Annotated in this window: 25 protein-coding genes and 2 pseudogenes; 13 read left to right on the forward strand and 14 right to left on the reverse strand. The window is 36.4% G+C overall.

Annotated elements, in window-relative coordinates; genetic code table 11:
- Nucleotides 1–5: 5 nt before the first annotated feature.
- From MTQ00_RS16495 to MTQ00_RS16510, 4 genes are all read right to left on the reverse strand, one after another.
- The gene (locus MTQ00_RS16495; protein ID WP_273650337.1) at nucleotides 6–2,552 is read right to left on the reverse strand and encodes a beta strand repeat-containing protein; all 2,547 of its coding nucleotides are present in this window, start codon (nucleotides 2,550–2,552) and stop codon (nucleotides 6–8) included.
- A gap of 5 nt (nucleotides 2,553–2,557) precedes the next feature.
- Nucleotides 2,558–3,037 carry a T9SS type A sorting domain-containing protein gene (locus MTQ00_RS16500; protein WP_273650338.1) on the reverse strand — a complete coding sequence of 160 codons (480 nt, stop codon included), beginning with the start codon at nucleotides 3,035–3,037 and terminating at the stop codon, nucleotides 2,558–2,560.
- A 150-nt stretch (nucleotides 3,038–3,187) separates the two neighbouring features.
- Complete coding sequence (locus MTQ00_RS16505; protein ID WP_273650339.1) at nucleotides 3,188–3,901, reverse strand: LytR/AlgR family response regulator transcription factor; 714 nt, start codon at nucleotides 3,899–3,901, stop codon at nucleotides 3,188–3,190.
- 163 nt (nucleotides 3,902–4,064) lie between these two features.
- Nucleotides 4,065–5,066: an MsnO8 family LLM class oxidoreductase gene (locus MTQ00_RS16510; RefSeq protein WP_273650340.1), complete on the reverse strand. Its 1,002-nt coding sequence runs from the start codon at nucleotides 5,064–5,066 to the stop codon at nucleotides 4,065–4,067.
- Between the two features lie 327 nt (nucleotides 5,067–5,393).
- Here MTQ00_RS16510 and hflX point away from each other — a divergent pair, with 327 nt between their 5' ends.
- The 6 genes from hflX to MTQ00_RS16540 all read left to right on the forward strand — a co-directional run bounded on the left by hflX (nucleotide 5,394) and on the right by MTQ00_RS16540 (nucleotide 10,749).
- Nucleotides 5,394–6,620 (forward strand): GTPase HflX, encoded by a 1,227-nt coding sequence (gene hflX, locus MTQ00_RS16515; RefSeq protein WP_172281937.1) that lies wholly within the window; start codon nucleotides 5,394–5,396, stop codon nucleotides 6,618–6,620.
- The gene (locus MTQ00_RS16520) at nucleotides 6,620–7,249 is read left to right on the forward strand and encodes a DUF4919 domain-containing protein (RefSeq protein ID WP_273650341.1); all 630 of its coding nucleotides are present in this window, start codon (nucleotides 6,620–6,622) and stop codon (nucleotides 7,247–7,249) included. The genes hflX and MTQ00_RS16520 overlap by 1 nt, the downstream gene beginning before the upstream one ends.
- 15 nt (nucleotides 7,250–7,264) lie before the next feature.
- Nucleotides 7,265–8,551 carry a cation:proton antiporter gene (locus tag MTQ00_RS16525; protein ID WP_273650342.1) on the forward strand — a complete coding sequence of 429 codons (1,287 nt, stop codon included), beginning with the start codon at nucleotides 7,265–7,267 and terminating at the stop codon, nucleotides 8,549–8,551.
- Between the two features lie 13 nt (nucleotides 8,552–8,564).
- Complete coding sequence (locus MTQ00_RS16530; RefSeq protein ID WP_273650343.1) at nucleotides 8,565–9,284, forward strand: DNA alkylation repair protein; 720 nt, start codon at nucleotides 8,565–8,567, stop codon at nucleotides 9,282–9,284.
- The gene (locus MTQ00_RS16535; protein ID WP_273650344.1) at nucleotides 9,284–9,613 is read left to right on the forward strand and encodes a DUF6122 family protein; all 330 of its coding nucleotides are present in this window, start codon (nucleotides 9,284–9,286) and stop codon (nucleotides 9,611–9,613) included. The genes MTQ00_RS16530 and MTQ00_RS16535 overlap by 1 nt, the downstream gene beginning before the upstream one ends.
- A gap of 65 nt (nucleotides 9,614–9,678) precedes the next feature.
- Complete coding sequence (locus MTQ00_RS16540; RefSeq protein ID WP_273650345.1) at nucleotides 9,679–10,749, forward strand: calcium:proton antiporter; 1,071 nt, start codon at nucleotides 9,679–9,681, stop codon at nucleotides 10,747–10,749.
- Here MTQ00_RS16540 and MTQ00_RS16545 read toward each other — a convergent pair.
- Nucleotides 10,746–11,130 (reverse strand): annotated as a pseudogene (locus MTQ00_RS16545) (group III truncated hemoglobin). The gene MTQ00_RS16540 and the pseudogene MTQ00_RS16545 sit on opposite strands and share 4 nt — an antisense overlap.
- 192 nt (nucleotides 11,131–11,322) lie before the next feature.
- On the opposite strand from MTQ00_RS16545, the gene MTQ00_RS16550 reads away from it, so the two are divergent.
- From MTQ00_RS16550 to MTQ00_RS16565, 4 genes are all read left to right on the forward strand, one after another.
- Nucleotides 11,323–12,312, forward strand: coding sequence for a hypothetical protein (locus tag MTQ00_RS16550; RefSeq protein WP_273650346.1), 990 nt, complete (start codon nucleotides 11,323–11,325; stop codon nucleotides 12,310–12,312).
- A gap of 128 nt (nucleotides 12,313–12,440) precedes the next feature.
- Nucleotides 12,441–13,409 (forward strand): ion channel, encoded by a 969-nt coding sequence (locus MTQ00_RS16555; protein WP_273650347.1) that lies wholly within the window; start codon nucleotides 12,441–12,443, stop codon nucleotides 13,407–13,409.
- Nucleotides 13,409–13,891, forward strand: a complete 483-nt coding sequence (locus MTQ00_RS16560) for a YkgJ family cysteine cluster protein (protein ID WP_273650348.1) — start codon at nucleotides 13,409–13,411, stop codon at nucleotides 13,889–13,891. Before MTQ00_RS16555 ends, MTQ00_RS16560 begins: the two co-directional genes overlap by 1 nt.
- Nucleotides 13,892–14,016: 125 nt before the next feature.
- Nucleotides 14,017–14,337, forward strand: coding sequence for a hypothetical protein (locus MTQ00_RS16565; protein WP_273650349.1), 321 nt, complete (start codon nucleotides 14,017–14,019; stop codon nucleotides 14,335–14,337).
- 254 nt (nucleotides 14,338–14,591) lie between these two features.
- On the opposite strand, the gene gdhA is transcribed toward MTQ00_RS16565, so the two are convergent.
- The 3 genes and pseudogenes from gdhA to MTQ00_RS16580 form a co-directional block, all read right to left on the reverse strand.
- Nucleotides 14,592–15,950 (reverse strand): NADP-specific glutamate dehydrogenase, encoded by a 1,359-nt coding sequence (gene gdhA / locus MTQ00_RS16570; protein WP_172281957.1) that lies wholly within the window; start codon nucleotides 15,948–15,950, stop codon nucleotides 14,592–14,594.
- 190 nt (nucleotides 15,951–16,140) lie between these two features.
- Complete coding sequence (gene dprA / locus MTQ00_RS16575) at nucleotides 16,141–17,250, reverse strand: DNA-processing protein DprA (RefSeq protein WP_273650350.1); 1,110 nt, start codon at nucleotides 17,248–17,250, stop codon at nucleotides 16,141–16,143.
- Between the two features lie 34 nt (nucleotides 17,251–17,284).
- Nucleotides 17,285–18,051: pseudogene (locus MTQ00_RS16580) on the reverse strand (rhomboid family intramembrane serine protease).
- Between the two features lie 269 nt (nucleotides 18,052–18,320).
- On the opposite strand from MTQ00_RS16580, the gene MTQ00_RS16585 reads away from it, so the two are divergent.
- Nucleotides 18,321–19,244, forward strand: a complete 924-nt coding sequence (locus MTQ00_RS16585) for a DUF3078 domain-containing protein (RefSeq protein WP_273650351.1) — start codon at nucleotides 18,321–18,323, stop codon at nucleotides 19,242–19,244.
- A gap of 67 nt (nucleotides 19,245–19,311) precedes the next feature.
- Here the strand turns inward: MTQ00_RS16585 and sufD are convergent, their stop codons facing one another.
- The 5 genes from sufD to MTQ00_RS16610 form a co-directional block, all read right to left on the reverse strand.
- Nucleotides 19,312–20,619, reverse strand: a complete 1,308-nt coding sequence (sufD, locus tag MTQ00_RS16590) for a Fe-S cluster assembly protein SufD (protein WP_172282427.1) — start codon at nucleotides 20,617–20,619, stop codon at nucleotides 19,312–19,314.
- A 126-nt stretch (nucleotides 20,620–20,745) separates the two neighbouring features.
- Nucleotides 20,746–21,489 carry a Fe-S cluster assembly ATPase SufC gene (sufC, locus tag MTQ00_RS16595; protein ID WP_172281980.1) on the reverse strand — a complete coding sequence of 248 codons (744 nt, stop codon included), beginning with the start codon at nucleotides 21,487–21,489 and terminating at the stop codon, nucleotides 20,746–20,748.
- A gap of 18 nt (nucleotides 21,490–21,507) precedes the next feature.
- Nucleotides 21,508–22,017 carry a GNAT family N-acetyltransferase gene (locus tag MTQ00_RS16600; protein WP_273650352.1) on the reverse strand — a complete coding sequence of 170 codons (510 nt, stop codon included), beginning with the start codon at nucleotides 22,015–22,017 and terminating at the stop codon, nucleotides 21,508–21,510.
- A 2-nt stretch (nucleotides 22,018–22,019) separates the two neighbouring features.
- Nucleotides 22,020–23,468, reverse strand: coding sequence for a Fe-S cluster assembly protein SufB (gene sufB / locus MTQ00_RS16605; protein ID WP_172281983.1), 1,449 nt, complete (start codon nucleotides 23,466–23,468; stop codon nucleotides 22,020–22,022).
- Between the two features lie 83 nt (nucleotides 23,469–23,551).
- On the reverse strand, nucleotides 23,552–23,881 hold the full coding sequence (locus MTQ00_RS16610) for a HesB/IscA family protein (protein ID WP_172281985.1): 330 nt from the start codon (nucleotides 23,879–23,881) through the stop codon (nucleotides 23,552–23,554).
- A gap of 211 nt (nucleotides 23,882–24,092) precedes the next feature.
- On the opposite strand from MTQ00_RS16610, the gene MTQ00_RS16615 reads away from it, so the two are divergent.
- Together MTQ00_RS16615 and MTQ00_RS16620 are read left to right on the forward strand one after the other, a co-directional pair.
- Complete coding sequence (locus MTQ00_RS16615; RefSeq protein ID WP_273650353.1) at nucleotides 24,093–24,995, forward strand: GLPGLI family protein; 903 nt, start codon at nucleotides 24,093–24,095, stop codon at nucleotides 24,993–24,995.
- Nucleotides 24,996–25,008: 13 nt separating this feature from the next.
- Nucleotides 25,009–25,857 carry a GLPGLI family protein gene (locus MTQ00_RS16620; protein ID WP_273650354.1) on the forward strand — a complete coding sequence of 283 codons (849 nt, stop codon included), beginning with the start codon at nucleotides 25,009–25,011 and terminating at the stop codon, nucleotides 25,855–25,857.
- A 49-nt stretch (nucleotides 25,858–25,906) separates the two neighbouring features.
- On the opposite strand, the gene ypfJ is transcribed toward MTQ00_RS16620, so the two are convergent.
- Nucleotides 25,907–26,767 (reverse strand): KPN_02809 family neutral zinc metallopeptidase, encoded by an 861-nt coding sequence (ypfJ, locus tag MTQ00_RS16625; RefSeq protein WP_273650355.1) that lies wholly within the window; start codon nucleotides 26,765–26,767, stop codon nucleotides 25,907–25,909.
- Nucleotides 26,768–26,773 lie beyond the last annotated feature (6 nt).

Raw genomic sequence — 26,773 nt, forward strand, 5'->3', positions numbered from 1 at the left:
ATTTTTTATTTAATGTTTACTAGTACTTTAATTTTTGCCGTTTCATTCTGATTGTAATCCTGGAGAGCTTTTCCGATTACCTGTCCAATTCTGACTTTTTTGAGATTTGCTTTCATGGCAACTCCTGGTTTTGAAGAGGTTACTAAAAGGTCTCCTCTTTTAATTTTTCCTCCTTCAAGACAAACCTTTGTGGGGATCACTCCGATAACTCCCATGGGAACTTTTCCGGACAGATCTGCATCGATATTTTCTTCAGTCAATAAAACCCCGGGTTTGGTTGCATAAACTCCTGCTACAAGTGTAGAGTAGGGCTTTGAGGACTTTTCTATCGTTCTGTCAGAGTCTGTTGAAATCACTAAAATGTCGCCGGGCTCATATTCAGAAACATTTCCTTCCACATCAAATGCTTCTGCAACGTCCGCACCGCTGTTTTGTGTTCCGCCATTAAAAAAGCCTCTTCCTGCTTTATTGATCCGGGCTACATTAACTGATGCACTTTGATAGACAGAAATATTACCAGATGGGCCCTGATGATTGACAAGAAGTGTGGAGCCGGTACCAGTAGTGGTTATGTGTACAACAGGTTGTCCGTTGGCATTATTAAAATTAGCAAATCTACCGGCCTTACCTGTTCCAAAATTGGGAATAAAACCTGAGATCGCATTACCTGTTCCGTCGCATGATGCTTCTATACCATCGCCGCTACCACCAGCATTGGCGGTAATCCCGTTTCCATTCCCTTCGGTAAGGGCTAATACAGCCGGTCCATTTCCACTGGCATTTGATGAATAAAATAAGCCTCCATAGCCACCGGTTCCTGATGAAAGACCAAAAATACCTGCAGTACCGAAATTAGCAAAAATGGAATTCACTTCACCTTTTACTGCCGGTGAGGTGCCGGTTGTGCGATCCACCTTGAAGTTTCCTGCAGTACCATTACCAACAGTTTTCACAGAGATTACTTCGGTATCATTGTCTTCATTGAAAATTTCAAATCTACCGGCACGCCCGGTTGCAAAAGATGGAACCCATGCGTATAAAGCATTTCCGTTTCCATCAATATTTGTTTCCACACCATTACCGTTTTTGCCGGCATTGGCAGTGATTGCATTTCCATTTCCATCGGTGAGTGCCACCAGGGCCGGACCGTTTCCGGCCGTATTAGAAGCATGGAATAAGCCTGCGAAACCTCCGGTCCCTGAGGATATTCCAAAAATACCGGCAGCTCCAAAATTGCCGAATATGGTTTTTACTTCACCTCTTACGGCAGCGGCGACACTATTGGTATTATTAACGAGGAATGAAGAAGCATTTCCTTGTGTGTTATCAGGAATATTTCCATTTCCGTTGGTTTCGATTTCAAGCGTATTATTTTCATTGGTTTGATTGAAATTTTCGAATCGGCCAGCTCTACCTTTACTGTTGTTGAGCCCAACCTGGCCTAAAACACCTATCGCTGTTCCGGTACTATTTGTTGCAATAAACCCCCTCACGCCATATCCTCCACCATCATTTCTTCCGACTACAGCACCGGCTATATCACTTGTTGTTCTTCCGACCACGGCTTCTCCGTTGCCGTTGTTATCACCTACAACACCTGCAGAGGATACTTGGCTTGTAATCCCATGTAGGGCAAAACCAGCTCCTGAAGTGCTTCTCAATCCTGCACCGGTTCCTGTCGTAGAAATATTGACAACCGTTCCGTTACCCGCGGTTGAGGCAATAATTGCGCTGTTGGCATTGGAATTATTAGTTATTGAAATATTAGCAGCAACCCCGTTTGTACTTATTGCGGCAAGTCCTGTTCCTGCGTTGCTGTTTGCATATACACCGTATCCATTTCCCGATGCATTTCCATAAACACCCAGTCCATTAGGGGTAACTCCATATACTCCCCATCCGCTTCCGTTCTGACTTCCCCAGACCCCCACTCCTAATCCTCCAGTGCCATTATTGATTCCCCGGACTCCCGAAGAAAATCCACCGGCAGAAGTACTGGTTACAACACCCCTTATTGAAGCGATACTTGAAGTTGTTGTATTGTTGGTGCCTTCAATGGCTGCTCCATCACCATCATTGGTTAAAGCAAAAAGACTGGCTGTGTTATTTACGGTAGCTGAATATGGAAGGGTAAAGCTTCCGCCACCGCCTCCTGCAGATTTTGCGTACATGGCATAAGGAACGCTGAGAAGTTGGCTGGTGCCTGATATCGTATAGCTGGTTCCTCCTGACGGATCTGTTTCTGTTTTCAAATAATAATTTCCAGTGGTCCAGTTAATCGCGGCAAATGTCCCAGTAAGAACAGTTCCTGTACCTATTTCAAGGCTGATTAAACCATTGGCATTGGTATTTCCGGTCAACCTTTCTGAGTATACCACTGGGCCTGCGGCTGAGCCTTGAAGAACACTTACTTTTACTGCAATACTCTGATTGATGATCAGTTGTCCCGAAAGATTTCGGATAACGGCCTGATAGCTCATTTTTTCAGGTACTTGTCCAAAGGCTAAAAAACAGCCCAGTATAAGCCCTAGTATGAGTAGATTTTTTTTCATGGTAGTTATTTTTTTATGATTTTGAATGTTTTAATGTTTTTACCATCCTGATTAATTCTTATAATGTACATGGCAGATGGAAGAGAAGAAAAATTAAATTCAGATTTTGTCTGCATAATTTTTTCACTCCTGATCAACTTACCTTGTGCATCGAATAATTGATAATCTGAGTTCTTATAGCTGTTTACTGTAAAATCCAGATATAGATAATCTCTAAAGGGATTAGGATAGAGTAAAATACCGTCCTCTGCAGATGACGTTTCATGGGTGTCAAGGGTCGTAATTTCAAAAGCTTGCTGTACTCCTTCCATAACCTGGAATCCGCTTCCCTTAGAGAGATAAGTGACCTGGCCGACACTATAAGAAATAGAGCCATTACCTCCTGAGACAGTTGTTCCTGTAGTTAAAACAGCTGATTGAGCTTTAAGCTGTCCGGTTACAATAAACAATATGAAAAGGAAGCCGGAAATAAATGTTCTTTTCATGTGAGTTTTTTTTGGTTAGTAGTTTATAAATTCGGGTTAATGAATTTCGGAAGACTAAATTACCACATCCCGGATGCAGATATTGGGAAAATAGATAAACGACACGAAAAATCGACAAATGACAATCCGAAAAAGAAATAGAGGAATACTTTAATTGGGCATGTTGAAAAATGCCAGATTATCTTTATAACTTCTTCCTATGGGAAGCTTAATCTTATGGGTAAGTTCCACTTCGTGAGAAGTTTTACTTCGGATAAGATATTTTGGAACGGCATAGCTGCGGTGTATTCTTACAAAAGAATCGAAGTGGTTTTGATGAAGAAGATTTCCAAGGGAATCGAGAATACAATGTTTTTTTTCAGAAGTTACAATTCTGGTGTAATCTTTTAATGCCTCCAGATAAAGAATATCTGTTATTTTGATTTGTAGAATTGTACTCCCTTCTTTGATTTTAATCGTATTTTCACCAAGTAAAATATCAAGACATTCACTCTTTTCCTTCATTTCAAGAAAATCCAAAAGTTTTTGTAACGAATGATGAATACGATCCGTTTTTAAAGGTTTTTTAATAAAGTCGAGTATGTCCAGTTCGAAAGCCTCGGCAGCAAACTCACAGTGGGAACTCATGAAAATACAAATAGGGATTTTATAGGCTAATTTACAGAATTCAATTCCGTTCATTCCGGGGAGTTTGGTTTCAATAAACAGGACGTCTACTGGTAGATCAAGGTATGGAATTGCTTTTTCTGCTGAATCAAAAGATGCAACAATTTCTATATTATCATACTGATTGATATGATGTTGAAGAACCAGCCTGTCCAGTTCATCATCATCAATAATCATACATTTAATATTGGCAATCATGATTCTCCGGATGTTAATTAGTTTTTATAGATCAATGTAAATAAAACAAAAATCTCATTATAAAGTTATTAAAATTATTTTGGTTTTTAATGTTTTATGTTTATTTTAATATTAAAATGGGTGATTTGAAATAATAATCACAAAGTGGTGAACGGTGGTGGCTTTATACATCACAATTGCTAATCCATTCAAAATTTTTGAAACGGGATTCTTTATCGTAAATATTGCTTAGTATAATCAGATTATTGGTTTGGTAAAATGTTGTAATTTCAAAGAGATGTTTATGAATTGTGTCAGGAGTGGCAATAATTATATTCTTCAGGATTTTTTTTAAATCATCATTTTCTGTAGGACTTAACATTTTTTCTTCTATATCATTCGGATGTAATAATGGGGAGGGAGCTAGGCCTCTGCGTGCTTCAAGAAACTGGTAAGCCATGGATAAGGCATTTCTTTTTGCGGTGTCGTAATTTTCAGCGACTGAAACTGAAACGGCAATTTGTAAATGAGGTGTTTCGCTCAGATTACCACGCTTAAATTCATTTCTATAGATTTCCGTGCTTTCATTTTGCTTGTTGTCCATCAAAAAATGAGAGAAGGAATATCCTAATCCGTTTTTTGCAGCTTCCTTTGCCGAATTATTCCCTGAGCCCAGCCACCATACTTCTGGCATATGTTGAAGGTTTTGAGGCTGAGCAATCAGATCACCATAACGCTCTTGCGTAATACTTGTATCATCTGAAATATAGGCTGCGATATCTCGGAGTTTTTCGCTGATATTACTTATTGTTGGAAGTTTATCGCCGTTCAGGGCCAGGGAAGATATTTTAAGACCGCCCGGTGCTTTTCCTAGTCCCAGTACAAAACGTCCGGGAAAAATTGACGCTAGTAATTTTGTGATCTCAGAAATTTTATATGCAGAATAATTTCTGAGCATGATCCCTGCGGTTCCAACTTTTATTTTTTGTGTTTTGCTTAAAATAACAGCGGCTAATATTTCGGGGCTTGAGCTTGCGTAACCAGGAACTCCATGATGTTCGGAGAATAAAATGCTTTCATAACCAAGATGCTCTGCCCATTGGGCCAGTTCAATGCTGTTATGAAGGGTATCCTGCGTATGCTCTCCCATTACAACAGGAGATTGGTCCAGGATGCTCAATTTCATTGTTTTTTTTGTAAAATCTTTTTCTGATTGGCTGGCCATACAATATTGTTTTAAAGCTGAAATTGAAGACTCAATATAATGAAAAATCGTTTTATGATCAGAATGATACTCTAAACGGTCATTCAGGTACTATTTTTGTTTTAATGGATTTGTAAGGTTTAATGTTTGAAAGTAATAAAAAAGCATTTGTTGATTATTATTTTTCCGCAAATTAATAGTATTTAAAGCTTAAATTAACATTAAAATTTTAGATTGTCTTAAAAATCGTTTTGCTTTTTATCCCTAAAAAGGGTATCTTGTAAAACTCACAAACATAGATAGAACTTAATGCTAGAAAAGAAAGAACATAATTACGAGAAAGCTGTTTTAGTAGGTGTTATTACTCAAAATCAGGATGAAGAAAAGCTGATAGAGTATATGGATGAATTAGAATTTTTAGCTTTCACAGCAGGAGCAACGGTACAAAAGCGCTTCACTCAAAAATTAACTCAGCCGGACTCCAAAACCTTCATTGGAAGTGGAAAGGCACTTGAAATAAAAGAATATGTAAAAGAAAACGAGATAGGAACAGTAATTTTCGATGATGAACTCTCACCATCCCAGCTTAAAAACCTGGAAAGAGAAATGGAGGTGAAGATTCTGGACCGAACCAATCTTATTCTCGATATTTTTGCACAACGAGCACAAACTTCTTACGCTAGAACCCAGGTGGAACTGGCACAGTACCAATATCTCTTACCTCGATTAACGAGGATGTGGACCCACTTGGAACGTCAGAAAGGAGGGATTGGAATGAGAGGTCCGGGTGAAACTGAAATTGAAACTGACCGTCGTATTATCCGTGACAGAATCACTTTACTGAAAGATAAGCTAAAGACGATAGACAAGCAGATGGCTACTCAGCGTAATAATCGTGGGAAAGTTGTTCGGGCTGCGTTGGTAGGGTATACGAATGTAGGTAAATCTACTCTGATGAATTCACTTTCAAAATCTGAAGTTTTTGCAGAAAATAAACTATTTGCAACATTAGATACCACTGTCAGAAAAGTGGTTATCGGGAACCTTCCGTTTTTACTTACCGATACTGTAGGATTTATCAGAAAATTACCGACCCAGTTGGTTGAATCCTTTAAATCGACTTTGGATGAGGTGCGGGAAGCTGATTTGCTGATCCATGTCGTAGATATTTCTCATGAAAGTTTTGAAGATCATATAGAATCCGTTAATCATGTTTTGATGGAAATTAATGCTCATCAGAAGCCTATGATTATGGTTTTCAATAAGATTGATGATTTTAGCTATGAGAAGAAGGATGAAGATGATCTGACACCTTCAACAAGAAAGAATGTTTCCCTTGAAGAATGGAAAAAGACCTGGATGGCAAAATCTAAATATCCAACGGTATTTATTTCGGCTTTGACAAAAGAGAATTTTCCGGAGATGAAGAAATTGATCTATGATGAAGTCATGAAAATCCATATTTCAAGATTTCCATATAATGACTTCCTGTTTGAGTATTTCGATAACGACGAGGAAGATGAAAACAACAATTAATGAAATATTACATTTTCCTTTTGCTGCTGAATATTTCGGTTTTAGGCTTCGGTCAAAAATCGAAAATTGATTTTAAAAGTATAGAGAAAAACCTTAAAAATCCCGAATCACTTTATAATTATGATAAACTGATTTTCAAGTACAAAGGGATTCCAAAGTCACTGGATAGTATAGAAGCTCAGTATTTGTACTACGGTAGAAATTTCGAATCAAATAAATTAAATACTTCAGATAATGATTTTAAAAGTCTTGCTGAAGCATTTAAAAATAATAATTTCGATGATTGCATAAGATTGGGTAAGGTTTTATATGGTAAGGATCCAACGAATATGGACGTACTGCTGATTTTGCTGCGTGCTTATGATTCTAAAAAAGATGTAAGTAATTTTACTCATCATCTCGCACAGCTTCGATTACTTGCCGACGCAATCAAAAATTCGGGAGATGGGAAAACCGAAAAAACCGCCTATCAGGTCAATTCTGTTGGTGACGAATATATTTTCCTGAATATTCTCAATATCGGAGAAGGCTATACAAAAAGTTCAAAAACAGTAAAAGAAGGCATTATTGACTTATGGGAAAAAGAAAATAACAAAATATATATCAAAGTCCTTTACTTGGACTTTTAATTAAAAAATAACTTAGTGGAATTATATTATTCATTTTCAGCGTTAATAGTTTTAGCATCCATATTCGCATATCTTAATTACAGATTTCTCAAACTTCCCAGTACTATCGGGATCATGGTAATTGCCATTGTGGTTTCAATTTTCCTGGTTTTATTTGGTGAAACTGTATTGCCAAGAACTTTTGGGCATCTTCATAAATTGATGAACAGCATAGACTTCACTGAAGTGTTAATGGGCGCAATGCTTAATTTTCTATTATTTGCAGGAGGAATTCATATTAATATTAATGACCTTAAAGAACAATTCAGGCCCGTTCTTATTTTCTCCACGGCAGGGGTTGTCATTTCTACTTTTATCGTAGGATTCGGAATGTTTTACCTGTTGCCTTTAGTGGGTATCAAACTTCCTTTTATCTATTGTCTTGTTTTCGGGGCTCTGATATCTCCTACTGATCCCGTGGCTGTTCTGAGTGTCTTGAAGCAGGCAAAAGTTTCTAAATCTTTAGAGACTAAGGTTGCTGGAGAATCTCTTTTCAATGATGGTATGGCTGTTGTTGTTTTTACCGTAGTACTGCAGTTAGCTGTCGGGAAAGAAGTAGATTTAGGAGTGGAAAGTATTGGACTGTTACTGCTTAAAGAAGCTGGAGGGGGATTGTTATTGGGTGTTTTGTTAGGTTGGATTACTTCAAGGCTAATGCGTGAAGTTGATGATTATATTATTTCAGTTTTGGTTACCCTTTCTGTGGTCATGGGCGGATACCTCATCGCAAGGCAGATGCATATTTCAGGCCCTCTCACCATGGTTGCTGCCGGATTATTTATGGGGAATTTTAACGTAAGATTCAAAATGAAATCAATTACTCAGGATTATCTTATTAAATTCTGGGAGTTAATTGATGAAATATTGAACGCTGTACTTTTCTTATTTATAGGTTTTGAGCTGCTCATGATAAAGGATCTGAATCACTTTATTATTCCAGGGATTATTGCAATTATTGTTGTGTTGGTAGCAAGATTTATTTCAATATGGGGACCTACAAAATTTATGTCTTTCCGAACAAGGTTTAGTCCCCAAACGATAAAAGTGCTGTTTTGGGGTGGAATTCGTGGCGGAGTTTCTATTGCGCTGGCAATGTCTATTCCTAAAAGTGAGTATAGCAATATTATTTTAAGTATTACTTATTGTGTGGTAGTATTTTCTATTGTAGTACAGGGACTTACCATTGCTAAGGTTGCTAATCCTAAAAAGATTGCAAAAGAAGAATTGGAACAGGAAAGCATTGCTTTAGATAAAGATGTTTAATTGATTGATTGTTATGAGTAACGTAGTAAAAGAAATACAGGAAGCTCTAGCTGTTTTATCAATTCCCGAAAAAGCGGAATTCTTCCCGAAATTTTTTAAAACAGGAAAGGGGGAATATGGTGAAGGAGATATTTTTTTAGGTGTAAAAGTTCCTGACCAGAGAATTGTAGCGAAAGAATACTATTCCAAAATCTCTTTGAAAGAGCTCAGTGTTTTGCTTGCATCCGGTTTTCACGAATATCGGTTGACTGCATTATTTATGCTGATCAGTAAATTTGAAAAAACAAAGGTGGCAGAGGAGAAAAAAGAAATTGTAGATTTTTATCTTAATCATTTGCCATACATTAATAATTGGGACTTGGTGGATTCAAGTTGCTATAAAATATTAGGGAGATATGCTTTTGAAAATCAACAAGAACACCTATTAAGGGAGCTTTCTCATTCTGATGAAATGTGGCATAAAAGAATAGCCGTAGTTGGAACAATGCATTACATTAAAAAAGGCTTTTTTCATCTGACAAAGGAATTTGTAACGACGAATCTGAGCCATACGCATGATCTTATGCATAAAGCAAATGGCTGGTTATTAAGAGAGATGGGAAATAAAAATGAAGGAGAATTAGTTGCCTATCTCAATAAGTACTATAAGGAAATGCCCAGGACCTGCCTGAGGTATGCTATTGAAAAACTGGATGAGGAGCTACGACAGGATTATTTAAAAGGAAGGATCTAATGGATTGTTTATTTTGGAAAGCAGGAACACATTATTTTTTACACCTGGTATTTCCTGTTTTGATAGCATATATATTTTATAGGGATCACTGGAAAAGAACTTACCTGATACTCTTAGCTACCATGTTAGTTGATCTGGACCATCTGTTTGCTAATCCCATATTTGATCCTGACAGAAACAGTATAGGATTCCATTTTTTACATTCTTACTATGCAATTGCGGTGTACTTTTTGCTGCTTTTTTTTAAAGGAAATATAAGAATTGTTGGCATCGGGCTTTTATTGCATATGCTGACTGATTATCAGGATTTCAATCTTTGGTGTCATTAAAATATCATTAATCTTTTCTCTTAATATTTTAATCTTCATTGATTTTTTGTATTTTGTAAACACTTATGAAATTAAAAGAACTTTTACATTATACCTTTATTTTCCCGGTTTTAGCCGTGGGATATTACTTTTCTGGTCTGATGGCAAACGGTGTCATCTTTGAAATAATAGCAGGAATTTTACTTACAGGAAGTGTGCTTTCGGCTGTTCATCATGCGGAAGTGGTAGCCCATAAAGTAGGAGAGCCATTCGGGACAATTATTCTTGCTCTTTGTATTACCATTATTGAAGTGGCGTTAATTATTTCTTTAATGATAGCAGGAGGAGATCAGGCGGTAACGCTGGCAAGGGATACTGTTTTTGCGGCTGTAATGATTATTCTGAATGGAATATTGGGGATATGTATTTTAGTAGGTGGAGTAAAGTATTATGAGCAATTTTTTGCGAGAACTTCTGCTACAACCTATCTGGTAAGTATTGTGTCTATATTGGCGCTTACTCTTATTCTTCCCAACTTTACTTCAAGTGTAAACGGACCTTTTTACAATACGGCCCAACTGATCTTTGTTTCAATTGCCTGTCTTGTTATTTATGGTGTATTTCTTATGGTTCAGACAGTGAGGCACAGGAACTATTTCATTATTACATCAGATGACCCGGATTCACATTACATCCCTTCAAAAATAGCGACTCTTATCAGTTTTATATTTCTTGTTATCTGTCTGATTATTGTTGTCTTAATGGCGAAAGGGCTTTCTGCGACCATCGAAAATATGGTTCAGAGTGTTGGAGCGCCAAAATCTTTGGTTGGAGTGATTATTGCAGCTGTGGTTTTGCTTCCGGAAGGAGTTGCGGCGATCAGGGCAGCCAGGAATAATCAGATACAATCAAGCGTTAATCTCGCATTAGGCTCTGCGCTGGCAAGTATTGGATTAACCATTCCTGCTGTGTCTATAGTTTGTATCATGTATGACATACCTTTTGTATTAGGACTGGATAGAAAGGACATTATTTTGCTTTCTTTATCGGTATTTATCGTTATGCTCTCATTAAGCAGAGGGAAAACCAATATTTTATATGGAACTGTTTTATTGGTAAACCTGGCGGCCTATATTTTTACTGTAATCGTTCCTTAATTTAATTTTCTAGCCATCTCCATTTTGTAGGACATAAGTTTTGCTATGTTTTCAGATTTATAGATGGCCATGTCTGCACTTTCACCGATGAAAAGCTCTTCTATTGTGCTTTTCCAAAGGAAGAGCCACTGATCGAAGTGTTTTTTTTCCATTGCATGAAGTTCGTTGATGGGAAAGTGAACGGCCATTGGATTTCCTTTATAGCTCATCTGGCCAAAAAGAATCGTTTCCCAGAAAGAATACATTTTAGGAAGGTGGTTATCCCAGTTTACCTTTGCAATGTCATTAAAAAAGAACCCAATGGTTTTCGTCTTTAACTACTTTTCCATAAAATGAATTAACAAGGTGTTCTATATCTTCTCTTGATTCCAACTTTTTCATAATTCAAATTTAGTGTAAATCAGGTAAAAAAGGGACTTGAAAATTGATCAATCTCATTACCTGCTAGTTATCAGTCACAACTGCAATTAATAAAATATTTATAAGTGTTAAAATTGTTTAATTCGCAAAAATAAGCTACTAAACAGAGCGGTTTTTGTAAATTTAATAATTAAACACTAAAAAATAATAAAGATGAGTAAAAAAATCAATTCTGTTTTAGTAATTATGTTATTGGGGATTTCTGTTTCTTGTTCAAGGGATGAAGTCAGTTCTATTGGTGATGATACAGAAAACACAAGTTATACTGATTTAAAAAGAACTTCAATGACTGAGGCAGAAATGCTTCAGAAGGGCTGGAAGATTGTAGATGAATTTAAGTTGCCGGGCAACACGAATGTGATACGTGGTATATCTGATGAAAAAAGCAAGATACCCTTTAAAGCAAATCACTTGAAGGATATGGGATATGATATCAATTTTTCAGGTGAAAAAACAAGGCTCAAAAATATTTTCGCTTATTCAGGACAAGTTCCTGACGGAATTATTTTTAATCCGGATCTATCCGTTGATGGCGATATGCGAAATACAGCAGCAAGTCCGGATGTATCTATTGTTTTAGGAACCCCTGATGTAAAAATAAAGACAGACGGAGTAGATCTACCTGATGATTCGTATACGACTGAAGCTATTAATAATGGTGACCGGGAAAGTGAGATTACAGTTACCTATTCTTATAAAAAAGGGTATTCAACCTCATGGAAACGTACGGTTTCAGGATCATTTGAAGTAGGAGCTTCGGTATCCATAGATGTTCCGTTAGTTGCCAAAGCATCTGCCAGTACAAAAGTTGTTGTGGGAGGCGATACTACAGATGGAACCGAGAGCTCGGAAGAAATTACAGAAACAAGTACATATAAAGCTATTGTACCAGCTCATTCCAAAAAAATAATTTCTGTTCTGACAAAGTTGAAAGGATCTTCGGTGGAGTATTCTGTGCCAATGAAGTTAACCGGAACTTTGCTAGCCAATTTTCCCAACCCTGCAAACGGACATTACTACTGGGCTTTTCCCGTGGAAGATTTTCCTAACTTTATTTCAAGCATACATGGAGAATCGGGTATTGTAAAGTCGGTGAGTAATGTAAGTGTAACTGTTCTTGAATCACCGGCCCAAAAAATATAGATCGATCTAAAATAATATATAATAATAGACAGGAGCTGTAGAGTTCCTGTTTTTTATTAAAAATGTTAAAAAAATGAGTTATTCTATGCTTAACTTTGCTCTTTAAAATAATTAAAAAAAGTGTAAGAATGACCCGGGGATTCAGAAAAAAAATCCGTCAGACAAATACGGAGAACAGTGGTTTTGGTAACAATGCCTCAGGGAGATTTATCAATAAGGATGGTTTTCCGAATGTTCAGCGAGCAGGAGTCAATGTTTTTAATCGGCTAAGTTGGTATCATACGATGCTTAATTTATCCACATTTCGTTTTCTTTCGTATCTGGTAATTTCCTATGTGGTGGTCAATCTTATTTTTGCATTGGTTTATTATCTGATCGGAGTACAGCATCTTACAGGAATTGATAAAAGTAATCCCCTCAATGAATTTATTGATGTGTTTTTTTTCAGTTCGCAAACATTTACGACAGTAGGATATGGAAGAATTGCACCGGTTGGTTTTCTGGCGAGTCTGGTGGCTACTTTTGAAGCTTTTTTAGGATTGCTTACCTTTGCTATTGCAACAGGACTTTTTTATGGAAGATTTTCACGGCCCAGAGCTTACTTAAGGTTTTCTGATATTGCAGTGATTGCTCCTTTTAGAGATACATCTGCTTTAATGTTTAGGCTAGCGCCTTATAAAAATAATGCGCTTACAGATGCAGAGGTTATTGTTTCGGTAGCTATTGAAGTTATTGAAGATGGAGTTCCTAAAAGTAATTTTTACCGGTTGGATACCCAGCTGGGTAAAATTAATACATTGGCACTTAACTGGACTGTTGTTCATAAGATTGATGAAAACTCACCGTTTTATGGCTTTTCTGAGGAAGATTTTAAAAATACAGATATTGAACTGATTGTTCAGGTTCGCGCTTTTGATGAGGTATTTTCCAATACTGTGGTTCAAAGGTCGTCTTATGTGACTGGGGAAATTATTTATGGAGCCAAGTTTGTCCCAATGTATTATCCGAATAAAGATAATCAGTCGACAATTCTGGATCTAGATAAGATTAATGAACACCAAAAAGCAGATCTTCCTGTTTTTAGCGAAAAGGGGTAATGGATATAGAATTATACAGAAAACAAGCTTTACAAAAGCAAAAGGAGCATAAGAAATTTTTGGACGGATTAAAGAAAAAGCCGCCCAAAAATCTTGATTATGTTGTTCAGGAAACCCATGAAGAAGTATTTGAGAAAGTGGATTGTCTTCAATGTGCAAATTGCTGTAAAACTACCGGGCCTTTATATACAGAGAAGGATATTGAGCGCATTGCTAAGCATCTTCGAATGAAGCCTGCAGATTTTGAATCAAAATTCCTGAGGATAGATGAGGATAATGATAAGGTGCTTCAAAACTTACCCTGCTTTTTTCTAAATGATGATAATACGTGCTCGATATATGAAGTGAGACCTAAAGCCTGTAGGGAATATCCTCATACGGATAGAAAGAAGATTTATCAGATCAATTCGTTAATGGTAAAAAATACTGTTATTTGTCCGGCTGCATTTGAATTTGTAGAGAGGATTATGAAAAAATTATGAAAATAACTTATAATCAAAATTCATCTTAAAATAATATAAAGTACGTTAAATAAGACCTTTACATATAATTTAATAAAATAAATGGCGTTCTAGAAATACTAAACACCCATTTAAAATATTAGAATATGAAAAAGTTAATTTTCACAGCAGCATTTTCTTTAGTAGGAATGATTGCTGTATCAGCCCAGACTGAGACACAGAAGAAGGTTGATCCTAATCAGACTACAACCCAGACAACTCCACAAACGATGCAGTCTAATTCCAATACGACTACACCGAATCAAACATTAAGTACAGGTACAACCACTACTGTTGATACTTCGGCCAACCCAACTAAAATGACTGATGGAACAACAAGTGTTAGTACTGAAACTGCTGTTGAGGCAACAAAACCTTCTGAAGCGACTAAAGAAGAGAAGAAGGCTAAGAAGAAAAAGTCGAAATAAATTGTTAAAAAGTTGAAATGAAGATCCTGAAATTATGTATTTCAGGATTTTTTTTGAGCATAAAATGTCTGGGAGCATATTATTCCCTACCAAATGATGATGGGAGATGCACTTATCTTGTATGTTTTTTACATAAAAAAAGCATTGAATATATCAATGCTTTCTCCTTTCACTTTTTACTTTTTTCCCATTATCCCCGGGAACAGGCTATAAGAAAAAAGGCCGGGAAGATTCCCAACCTTTATATTTTTATCTTACACAACTCCTTGAGCTAACATTGCTTCTGCAACCTTCACAAAGCCGGCAATATTTGCCCCTTTTACATAGTTTACATAGCCGTCTTCCTCTTTTCCGTAGTCTCTACAAGCTTTATGGATTCCAATCATGATTTCCTTTAATCTTGCATCTACTTCTTCAGAAGTCCAGTTCAAACGAATTGAGTTTTGAGTCATTTCTAATCCTGAAGTAGCTACACCACCGGCATTAGATGCTTTTCCAGGAGAGAATAATACTTTGCTATCTAAGAAATAGTTGATGGCTTCTAATGTTGAAGGCATATTAGCAGCTTCAGTTACACATAAAACTCCGTTTTCAACCAATATTTTAGCATCTTCGAAATCCAATTCGTTTTGGGTTGCAGAAGGAATTGCCACATCACACTTCACTTCCCAAGGACGTTTCCCTGCATGGAATACAGCAGATGGATATTTTTTAGCATAATCCTCAGCTCTGTTATTACCGGAAGCTCTCAATTCCAATAAGTAATCGATTTTATCTCCTTCAATACCGTCTTTATCATAAATGTATCCGTCAGGACCTGAAATGGTAACCACTTTTCCTCCTAATTCAGATACTTTTTTAATTACTCCCCACGCTACATTACCAAAACCTGAAACAGAAACTATTTTGTCTTTAAAAGTTTGGCCAATGGTTTTCAGCATTTGCTCAGCAAAATACACAACACCATATCCCGTAGCTTCAGGACGAATCAATGAACCTCCATAAGCAAGTCCTTTACCAGTAAGAACACCGGTAAATTCATTTCTGATCTTCTTATATTGTCCGAAAAGGTATCCGATTTCTCTTGATCCTACCCCGATATCTCCGGCTGGAACGTCAGTTTCAGGACCAATATGCTTGCATAATTCAGTCATGAAAGCCTGGCAGAAACGCATTACTTCCATATCTGATTTTCCTTGTGGATCAAAGTCAGAACCTCCTTTTCCACCTCCCATTGGAAGAGTAGTTAATGAGTTTTTGAAAACTTGTTCAAAAGCTAAAAACTTAAGAACAGATAAATTTACTGTCGGATGGAAACGAATTCCTCCTTTGTATGGTCCGATTGCAGAGTTCATCTGAATTCTGAAACCTCTGTTTACCTGGATCTCTCCTTTGTCATCAACCCATGGAACTCTGAAAATAATAATTCTTTCAGCTTCAGCCATTCTTTCTAGAAGCTTCATTCCTGTATATTCCTTCTTTGTAGCGATAAATGGGATAACAGTAACTGCAACTTCTTTTACGGCTTGTAAAAATTCTGGCTCGTTAGGGTTTTTTGCCTCAATTTTTGCAATAAACTCCTGGATTTTCTGGTCAATATTATATTGTTCCATATATTAAGGTTGAATATTATTGCCAACAAATTTAATTTTTTTTTCAAGATTCACAACACCTTAATTGATGATTATTGAAAATTTAATAATTATGAGGGAAAATATTATTAAATTAATAATTAGTAGTTAAATTTTATTAAAAATTAAATGTTATTTGTGAAATAATGCAATATTAAGAAATAGTTAAATTTCAAATTGCCACAAATTGTCTCCCGGAAAGTGATTTCACTTTCCCTAAAAGCTCTAATTCCAAAATTATGGGCAAAATTTTGTGTGTCGGAAGCGTAATTTGCTGGGCAAGATCATCTAAATTTATTTGTGGATTCTTTAGAATAAATTTATAGATTATATTTTGATTATCAGTTAGTTGTATGCTTGTGGAAGAATAAGGAAAAAGTTCTTCCATTTTTTCCTTCGGCTTGTTAAAACCTAGGGTATAAATAAGGTCTTTTATTGTAGAAATTATTGCTGCTTTATTTTGAGAAATGAGCTGATTGCAACCTTGGCTATGTTGATCGGTGACTTTTCCCGGGAGAGCAAAAACATCCCTGTTGTAGCCGTTTGCAAAAGTTGCTGTACTTACAGATCCTCCCCCAAAAGCAGTTTCTACCACAATTGTAGCAGGAGAAAAACCCGCAATAATCCTGTTTCTCTGGATGAAATTTTCTCTGTCGGGTTTCCTGGAAGAATTAAATTCTGTAAAAAGAGCCCCTCCTTCATTAATTATTCTGTCAGCTAGTTTTTTATTTTTGGCCGGATATAAAGTATGGAAGCCATGAGCTAGAACACCAATCGTAGGGATTTTATGATGCAGAGACTGTTCATGGACTTCCTTATCTGCTCCCAAAGCCAGGCCACTGACCGAAACAAAATTGTAGGATTGGGCTTCATGAAAAAAGTCACTTATAAATTGTTTCCCATATGATGTGATAGTACGTGTACCCACAATACTTAATGGTTGTAAGTTTTCATTGTAGGTTCCTTTTTGGTATAAAATAGCAGGAGCGTCTTCACATTCATGGAGTAAATAAGGAAGTTCTTTCAGATGTTTTAACCTGATCTGAATACCGTTACGCTCGCAAAATTTTAATTCTTTTTCTGCGAAGTGTAAATGAGACAAATTGCCAATATCTGATACGATTTTGTGACCAAATCCATCCAGCTTTTTATATTCTTTTTTGGCTTGTTCCCAGGCATTTTTAGCGCTCCCGAATGCTTTTGTGAGTTTAGAAAGGTTAATGTCACCAATGAGGTTACATTCGCGTAATGCGATTGAATAAAGATGTTCTTCGGATATCATGTGTGCTTTTTATCCAAATGTAACGAATTAAGTTTTATTTTTTTCTTAATTCATCCAAATGATCCCAGATATCATCTCTTTTTTGTACGGCAGTTCTAAAAAGTCTTCAGGGTGATTTTCTTTATATTCCTGCCAAAGTTTGTCATCTTTTTCGCTATAATAATTGGGGAATTCCCAGATATATCTTTTCTTTTTTTCTCCTATGTTTTTAAATGCAAATGCAATAATACTTCCTACAACAGCTCCCGATAGATGGGCTTGCCAAGATATTTTACTCGGTTCCTGAAGATTGTAAAATAGTTCCTCCGGAAACATTCCCCAAACTAAACTGCCATAATAAAGTACGACCAGTAAAGAAATGGTGAGAAGCTTCATATTCCATTTGAAGACCCCGCTGAAAAAGAGGAAAAAAGCTAGAACGTATACAATACCGCTCGCCCCAATTGTACATGTGTACATATATTCTCCTGTAAGAATATCTATGGGCGGAAGTAACCATAACAGCAAACCTGTTGCAAGCCAGCCTATGACAAATACTTTATTAGCCACTAACGGGTAAAACTGATATAGAAGAAACATCAATACGGCGATCGGAATTGAATTGCTAATGATATGATCCATATTTCCATGCAGAAGGGGAGACGTAATTATTCCAAGCAAGCCTTCAGGTAGCAGAGGTATAATAGCTCCAAAACAGCTTTGAAAAAAGCCCTGTGTCTGTAAAAAGTACCCCAGCCACATTGCTGAAAGCATCAGCAGTGGATTTATGATAGCTTTTCTGGAAATTGCGTTTTTAAACATGAAGAGATAATGTCAAATCAAAAGCCAATAATAAATTTCGGAAATTTTGGCGATGATTTCCAGATACGAAGTTTTTTTTACGACAAAAGGTAATGATTTTTATCAAGATTTAAATTTTAAAAAAATATAAAAGATTTGATTGCTGGAAAGTGGCTCGGTTTTCGTATGTTAAAGGATAATTTGTGAACAAAACAGGCTACCTGCTTTATAAATTATGGGTTCACACAAATTATATTTTATACTTTTGTAATTGAAAAATTTTTTATTATATGAAGAAGTTTTTATTGCTTGTCGGTATTTCAATGCAGTTTTTTGTAAATGCTCAGGACATAAAAAAGGATTCAATCGTTGTAGACACTGTTAAACATTGGTCGGTTTTAGGTAAAAATACATTAATGTTCAATCAGGCCGCTTTTTCAAATTGGGTTGGTGGAGGAGCCAACAATGTTGGCTGGCTTGCAGGTATCGATTATAATCTTACTTATGAAAAAGATAAGGACCTATGGGAAAACATTATTATCATGGGTTATGGACAGAATAATACAAAAGGAGTGGGAACAAGAAAGACACAGGATGTTCTCAATATTTCTACCAACTATGGAAGACAGTTTTCTAAAAGCTGGTATATTTCCTCCGGGGCAAGCTTACAGTCTCAGTTTTCAACAGGATATGAAGACGGGAATAACCCGGAAGCAAAGAAAATCTCTAATTTCATGGCTCCGGGATACTTTAACATGGGTTTGGGGGTTACCTACAGGCCAGATGATAATCTGACGGTAACATTGCGCCCGGTCAATGCAAGATGGACGTTTGTTCTGGATCCTGACCTTCAGAAAGCGGGGAATTATGGCTTAAAAGCAGATGGCGACAGTTCTCTTCTGCAATTTGGTTTTTTAGGGAATGCTGTCTACAAAATTAAGCTTATGGAGAATATTAATCTGACTAATACTGCATCGGTATTTTCAAATTACCTAGATCATCCGGATAGACTTGTTCTCGCTTATGGAGCAGTTGTCAATTTAAAAATCAACAAATATATTTCTTCCAATATTACGGTGGATGTACTCTATGACCATAATCAAATCCAAAAGACACAGCTTAAACAGACTTTAGGAATTGGTATTGCCTATACTGTGAATAATGGAGTGAAGAGATCGGACAGGAAAGATAATCAATGGTGGATCAAGAAATAGAGAAACTATATATCATAATAAAAAAAGCACTTCATACGAAGTGCTTTTTTGGTATCAATTTATTTTCTTAGAATTCAATGTCTACTTCTAATTTCTCAGCCAATAATCTGGAAATTTTTTCTTTTAAAGGTTCAATATCAATGTTTTGCATGGCATCATTGGCAAATGCATATAATAATAATGCCTGAGCTTCTTTTTTAGAGATTCCTCTTGCTCTCAGATAGAATAATGCGTCGTCATTCAGCTGACCTACAGTACAACCATGTGAACACTTTACATCATCTGCAAAGATTTCCAATTGAGGCTTTGTATCAATACTTGCTCCCTCGCTTAGCAAAACATTATTATTTTGCTGATAAGCATTGGTTTTTTGAGCTATTTTATCAACGAAAACTTTTCCGTTGAATACACCATGTGCCTTATCTTTAAATATCCCTTTATAGTTTTGATAACTTTCACAATTCGGCTGATTATGGTGAACTGCAGTATGGTGATCCACCAACTGATCTTTTCCGATAATCGTAATCCCGTTCATAAATGAATTGATATTCTGTCCGTTATGAATGAAATCGAGATTGTTTCTTACCAGTTTTCCTCCAAAGGAAAACGTGTTTACAGTTGTTAAACTATCTTTTTCCTGTTTTGCAAAAGTGTTGTCAATCAGATAAGAAGTGTCATTATCATTCTGAAGCTTATGCCAGTCTGCTTTTGCATTGGGATAAGTGAAAATTTCAGTTACTGAATTTGTTAATACAAAAGTATCATCAAAATTATGGTGACTTTCAATAATTTCCACTTTTGCTCCGTCTTCTACGATAAGCAGGTTTCTTGTGTTGTAGAAGGTGTTTTCTTCTTGATTTTGTGAAAGATAGAAAACGTGGATAGGTTTTTCAATAACTACATTTTTAGGAACTTTCAGGAAGAACCCGTATTTGCAATAAGCAAGATTCAGGTCCGTGAAAGCTGATTTTTCTGCAGCAATTGTATTAAAGTATTTATCAAATACTTCTTTATGTTTTTCATCATTCAAAGCATAGTTGAAGGACAAAAACTCTACATTCTCAATAGAAACTTTTGATAATTCTTTATGAAGTTTACCATTCACAAAAACAATCCAGTCAAAATTTTCTTCACCAAGATGCAATTGCTCCAATTGTTCTTTAGTAATATTGTGACCTTCTTTAGGGAAAAAATTATAGTTTTTTTCCGTGATCTCTTTTAGGTTGGTATATTTATATTCTTCGTCTTTTTTGGTTGGAAAACCAATACTTTCGAACGCCCGAAGAGCTGACTTTCTATCTTCATCCAGAAATCTGTGACGAAGACTTTCCAAAAACTCATCGTGGTTGTCAATAATTTGATCGTATAAAGCCATTACTGAAATTTCGGCCATCACACCTTTTTTATGTATTTAAAAATTGTATTACCATTTGCGGTTTTTCCGCTTGACTTTTAGTAATGATTGATAAAATCGGTACTAAAAATATTTCTTCTTATCTAATTAGTTAAGAAGCCAATCGTAACCTTTTGCTTCCAATTCTAAAGCAAGAGATTTGTCACCAGTCTTTATAATTTTACCGTTAGCCAGTACATGAACAAAGTCCGGTTGGATATAATTAAGCAATCTTTGATAGTGGGTAATCAAAAGAACTGCATTTCCTTCGTTTTTAAAGTAATTTACTCCATCTGCAACGATTCTTAAAGCATCAATATCCAATCCTGAATCTGTCTCATCAAGAATAGCTAATTTTGGATTAAGCATCATCATCTGAAAGATCTCATTTCTCTTCTTTTCACCTCCCGAAAATCCTTCGTTTAATGATCTTGAAAGGAAATCTTTTTTAATTCCAAGTTTTTCAGACTTTTCACGAATCATAGCAAGCATTTCTTTTGCCGGCATTTCTTCGAGTCCGTTTGCTTTTCTGTTTTCGTTTAAAGCAGCTTTAATAAAGTTAGTAACAGAAACTCCAGGAATTTCTACCGGATACTGAAAAGAAAGGAATATTCCTTTGTGCGCTCTTTCTTCAGGAGCATCCTCATTGATGTTTTCGCCCTCAAAAATAATTTCACCTTCTGTAACCTCATAATCTTCTTTTCCTGCGATAATAGAAGAAAGGGTAGATTTTCCTGCTCCGTTAGGCCCCATAATAGCATGGACTTCACCTGGTTTTATTTCAAGATTGATACCTTTTAAAATTTGTGCGCCATCTTCAATTCTGGCGTGTAAGTTTTTTATTTCTAACATTTTATTTGCTTAAACAAATTATTTTTGAATTCTATATACTAAACTTTCCGGCTGATCCGGGACATCATTAAGTTTTCCTGTCTGCTCCATTCCTGCTTTCTCCAATACTTTGATGGAAGCTATATTGTTAGGACGGACAACACCAAAAATTTCCTTTTCATTTAAATCACTAAAACCGAAGTCTATTGTCTTTTTTGAAAATTCTGTTGCATATCCTTTTCCCCAAGCTTCGGGAGCAAAGCGATATCCCAGATTTAATTTTTCTGTCTCACCATACATTTTATAGCTTAACCCTCCAAAACCAATGATTTTTTCCGGATTTTCTTTTTCTGAAACAGCCCAGGCTCCAAAATTATTTTGTTCCCAGTGTTCCAGCATCCTATTAAATGTACTTGTAGCCTTTTCAAGACTCATTGGTCCATTTGGATTATATAAATTAGTCTGCGGATCATTATTAATTTCAAAAAATCTTTCAAAATCGTCTTTTTCAGGTTTTCTTAAAATCAATCTTTCCGTAGTTTCCTTCATAATTACCCTACCGAACCTTCTAATGATATCTCTAATAATTTCTGGGCTTCAATAGCAAACTCCATTGGAAGTTTATTTAAAACTTCCTTACTGAACCCATTTACAATCAAAGCAATAGCCCTTTCTGTATCAATACCTCTCTGATTGCAATAGAAGATCTGATCTTCCCCAATTTTTGAAGTAGTAGCTTCATGTTCCAGCTGTGCAGTCGGGTCTTTGATCTCAATATATGGGAAAGTATGCGCACCGCACTCATTACCCATCAGTAATGAATCACACTGTGAAAAGTTTCTTGCTCCTTTTGCAGAAGGCATTACTTTTACCTGCCCTCTATATGAGTTCTGAGATTTTCCTGCTGAAATACCCTTGGAAATAATCGTTGATTTCGTATTCTTTCCGATGTGGATCATTTTAGTTCCTGTATCAGCATACTGGTGATTATTGGTCACCGCAATGGAGTAAAACTCACCTATTGAGCCATCTCCTTTTAAAATACAAGAAGGATACTTCCATGTTACTGCAGACCCGGTTTCAACCTGCGTCCATGAGATTTTTGCATTTTTTTCGCAAAGTCCTCTTTTAGTCACAAAATTGAATACACCTCCCTTGCCTTCTTCGTTACCCGGATACCAGTTCTGAACAGTTGAATATTTAATTTCTGCATTGTCCATTGCTATTAATTCCACAACAGCTGCATGGAGCTGATTTTCATCTCTGGAAGGAGCTGTACATCCTTCAAGATAAGAAACATAACTTCCTTCATCCGCAATAACAAGGGTTCTTTCGAACTGTCCTGTTCCAGCCTGATTGATACGGAAGTAAGTAGAAAGCTCCATCGGGCATCTTACACCTTTTGGAATATAGCAGAAACTTCCGTCAGAAAAAACCGCGGAGTTTAATGCAGAATAAAAATTATCTCCTCTTGGAACTACTTTTCCAAGATATTTTTTCACCAGGTCTGGGTGATTTTTTATCGCTTCGGAAATAGAGCAGAAAATAATTCCTTTTTCTGCCAGGGTTTCCTGAAAAGTTGTTTTTACAGAAATAGAATCGATGACGATATCTACCGCAACTCCCGAAAGTCTTTTTTGCTCTTCGATATTGATACCTAGCTTTTCAAATGTTTTGAGAAGCTCAGGATCCACCTCATCTAGGCTTGCTAGCTCAGGATTTTTCTTTGGAGCAGCATAATAACGGATAGCTTGGAAATCTGGTTTCTCATACTTAATATTTGCCCAGGTAGGTTCTACCATTTTAAGCCATATTCTGAAAGATTCCAAACGCCATTCTGTCATCCATTCCGGTTCTTCTTTTTTAGCAGAAATGGCACGGATGATATTTTCATCTAAACCAATTGGGAAATCTTCATAATCGATCTTGGTTTCCCAACCGAATTCATACTTTTTATTTTCTAAATCGACGCGTAAATCGTCTTCTGTATATTTACTCATTATTTTTTTTTAGATTTCAGATGTTAGATTTCAGATTGAAGAACAGGTCTTTTATCTGATATCCAGCATCTAATGTCTTTTCTCTATAGAGAAAAACTTTCTCCACAACCACATGTTCTGGATGCATTCGGATTGTTAAAAACAAATCCTTTTCCATTCAAACCTCCTGAATATTCAAGAATTGTACCCGCTAAATAGAGGATAGATTTTTTGTCCACAACAATCTTAACATCGTTATTTTCAATAATCTGATCTGTTTCTGTTTTTTCGTTATCAAATTTTAAAACATACTCCAAACCAGAACATCCTCCACTTTTTACCCCCACTCTTATATAATCTTCAGCAGGGTCAAAGCCTTCTTCCGTCATTAGTTGGATGGCTTTTAACTTCGCTTGATCTGATACTGTTATCATTGTATTTATTTAGAATGATTTAATCTTGCAAAAATACGAACTAATTTCCGCAATCTCAAATTGAAGATATCTATTTTAATAATTCTAATCACAAGAGGATCATTATACATATGATCACTGCTATTAAAAATGGATAAATTTTCTGCGGCAAAATTAGTGATTCTGGTCCGATTTAACTTTAGACAGTATTTTTTATCTATAAAGAACTATTATGAAAAATAAATTACCGGTCTTTTTTGTGTTGTTTCTATTGTCTATGTCTTATGGACAGACGACACGTTATATTTATGAAACAGCTGTAAATCCGGATTCAATTAACCTGGTAGGGCTGAAGACTGAAAGGACTTTCCTCGATATCAAAGGCAGTCAATCGTTATTCATAAGTGAACATAAATTAGTAAGGGACTCTCTTGTGTCAAACTTTAAACGGGATGAAAGGATAAGTAATAAAAAAGAGGGTAAAGATTTTTCAAAATTAGGAATAGGAAAATCGGGGGAACAGTCTTTTTTTGATTATTATATTCTTAAAGATATTCCGGATCAAAAAGTATATTATTACGACAGAGTAGGAGGGAAGCAGATTTATTATCAGGAGGACAGACCTATACAATGGAATGTAACAAATGATGTCGAAAAACAGAATGGCTATTCGTCACAAAAGGCAACTGCCAGCTTTGCTGGAAGAACCTGGACAGCGTGGTTTACGAAAGACATCAATGTTTCTGATGGACCTTATAAATTTTCGGGGTTACCAGGATTGATTGTAAAGCTTGAAGATGATAAAGGAGATTATAAATTTGATCTCATAAAAAAAGTTGTTGTAAAGAACCCTTTTGAAGAGCCTATGGATTCTGATGCGAGAAAAACTTCAAGGGTCAATTTCCATGGAGATAAAGCGGCGTTGGAATTGGAGCTTAGTAAAAACAAAAGAAGTATAAACGGAGGAAATAACGGTGGTATGCAAGGTTTTGAGGCAGGCAGACATCAGGGAGGAATGAATGGTGGTGGAAGAGACGGAATGAATGGGGGGAACAGTGACCTTCCTGCACAAAGTTTCGGCTCTGGAAATACATCCTTTAATACAGGAAGCCAAAATCCGATCGAATTACAATAAAAATATAAAATAAATGAAAAAAATAGGAATCATAGTTTTAATACTATGTATGCAAATAACCTTTGCACAGGTGAACCGTTTTGTATATCAGGTAACTATGAAATCTGATGCTACAAATAAAAATGATGTAAAAACAGAGAATGCTTATTTGGATATCTCACAGGATAAATCTGTTTTTTATTCAGAAAACAGGATAAAAAGAGATTCTATTATACAAAATACTTTCCAAAGTGGTGGAGCGAGAGGCTTTAACAGAGATCAAATGGAAAGCTTACGGAGTAATATCAACTATACAATTGAGAAAGATAAAAAGGATCAAAAGATCTATTTTAAAGACCGGTTAGGCCGTGATATGTATTCATATGAAGAGGACAGGCCGTTAAACTGGAAAATATTATCTGAGACCACAAAAATAGGAGACTATAAGGTTCAAAAGGCAGAGACCGATTTTGGGGGAAGAAAATGGACAGCCTGGTTTACTACAGATCTTCCATATCAGGATGGACCTTATAAATTCAGCGGACTTCCAGGCCTTATTATAAAAGTAGAGGATGATCTTGGTGATTACTCTTTTGATTTGATGAAGAATTATAAAATCGCTGCTTTCCCTACGATGAATCAGTTTGGAAATACCATTAAGGTTAAAAGGGCAGATTATATCAAACAGCAGAAAAAGTTCTATGCAGATCCGGCATCGTTCATGACACAGGGCGGAGGAGGTTTTGCCCAAACCAGAATTGGAGGAGGAATATCCGGACCTAGAGGGAATGGAGGTGGAAATCCTGCCGATTTCCGAAAAAGAATGGAGGAGAGAGTTAAGGACGATGCAAAGAAAAATAGTAATCCAATCGAACTGCAATAAAAAAACAGCCTGAAGAATTTTCTTCAGGCTGTTTTTTAGAGTATAGTTGTTACTTTAAAAGTTGATTAAATGTATCTCCTTGTCTGATATCCCCGGTATTATAACCTTTCATAAACCATTCCTTACGTTGGGCAGATGATCCATGAGTAAAACTTTCCTGATTAACATATCCCTGGGACCTTTTTTGAATATTGTCGTCACCAACAGCCTGAGCAGCTTCTATCGCAGAATCGATATCTCCCGGTTCCAGAATATGCCTTTCCTGATCTATGTTTTTCGCCCAGACTCCTGCGTAAAAATCGGCCTGCAATTCAGTAGCGACTGATACTCTGTTCATATCCGCTTCCGAATATCTTCCACTTCTTCTCAGTGCATCTACTTTTTGAGTGGTTCCTAACAAAGTCTGTACGTGGTGCCCGACTTCATGGGCAAGTACATAGGCTATAGTAAATTCTGTTACTTTAGCACCGAACCTTTGTTGCAACTCGTTAAAGAAGCTCATATCCATGTATACTTTCTGATCTGCGGGGCAATAGAATGGTCCCATTGCTGCTTGAGCCGTACCACAACCTGATTGTGTTGTTTCTTCGAAAAGAACAATTTTCGGAGGTGTATAGGTCATTCCATTTTCCTTGAAAATCTGATTCCATGTAAGGTTATTCCAGCCACTCATCATATCTACCATTTCTCCAATTTTCTTTTCATTGGCATTTAGCTCCCTTTGCTCTGTTTGGGTAGGTGATGACATGTTGCTCCCTGAACTTAATATGCTGGAAGGATCCCCGCCTAAGAAGAAAACAATGGCTGCAATAATTAATGTTCCTAATCCTCCTCCAACGATCATACCACCGCTCCCTCCGGAACCTCGGCGGTCTTCAACGTTCCCTCCTCTATCGTCTGTCCATTTCATAGTAAT

The organism is Chryseobacterium sp. B21-037 (assembly GCF_028570785.1).
GTDB classification, from domain to species: Bacteria; Bacteroidota; Bacteroidia; order Flavobacteriales; family Weeksellaceae; genus Chryseobacterium; species Chryseobacterium proteolyticum.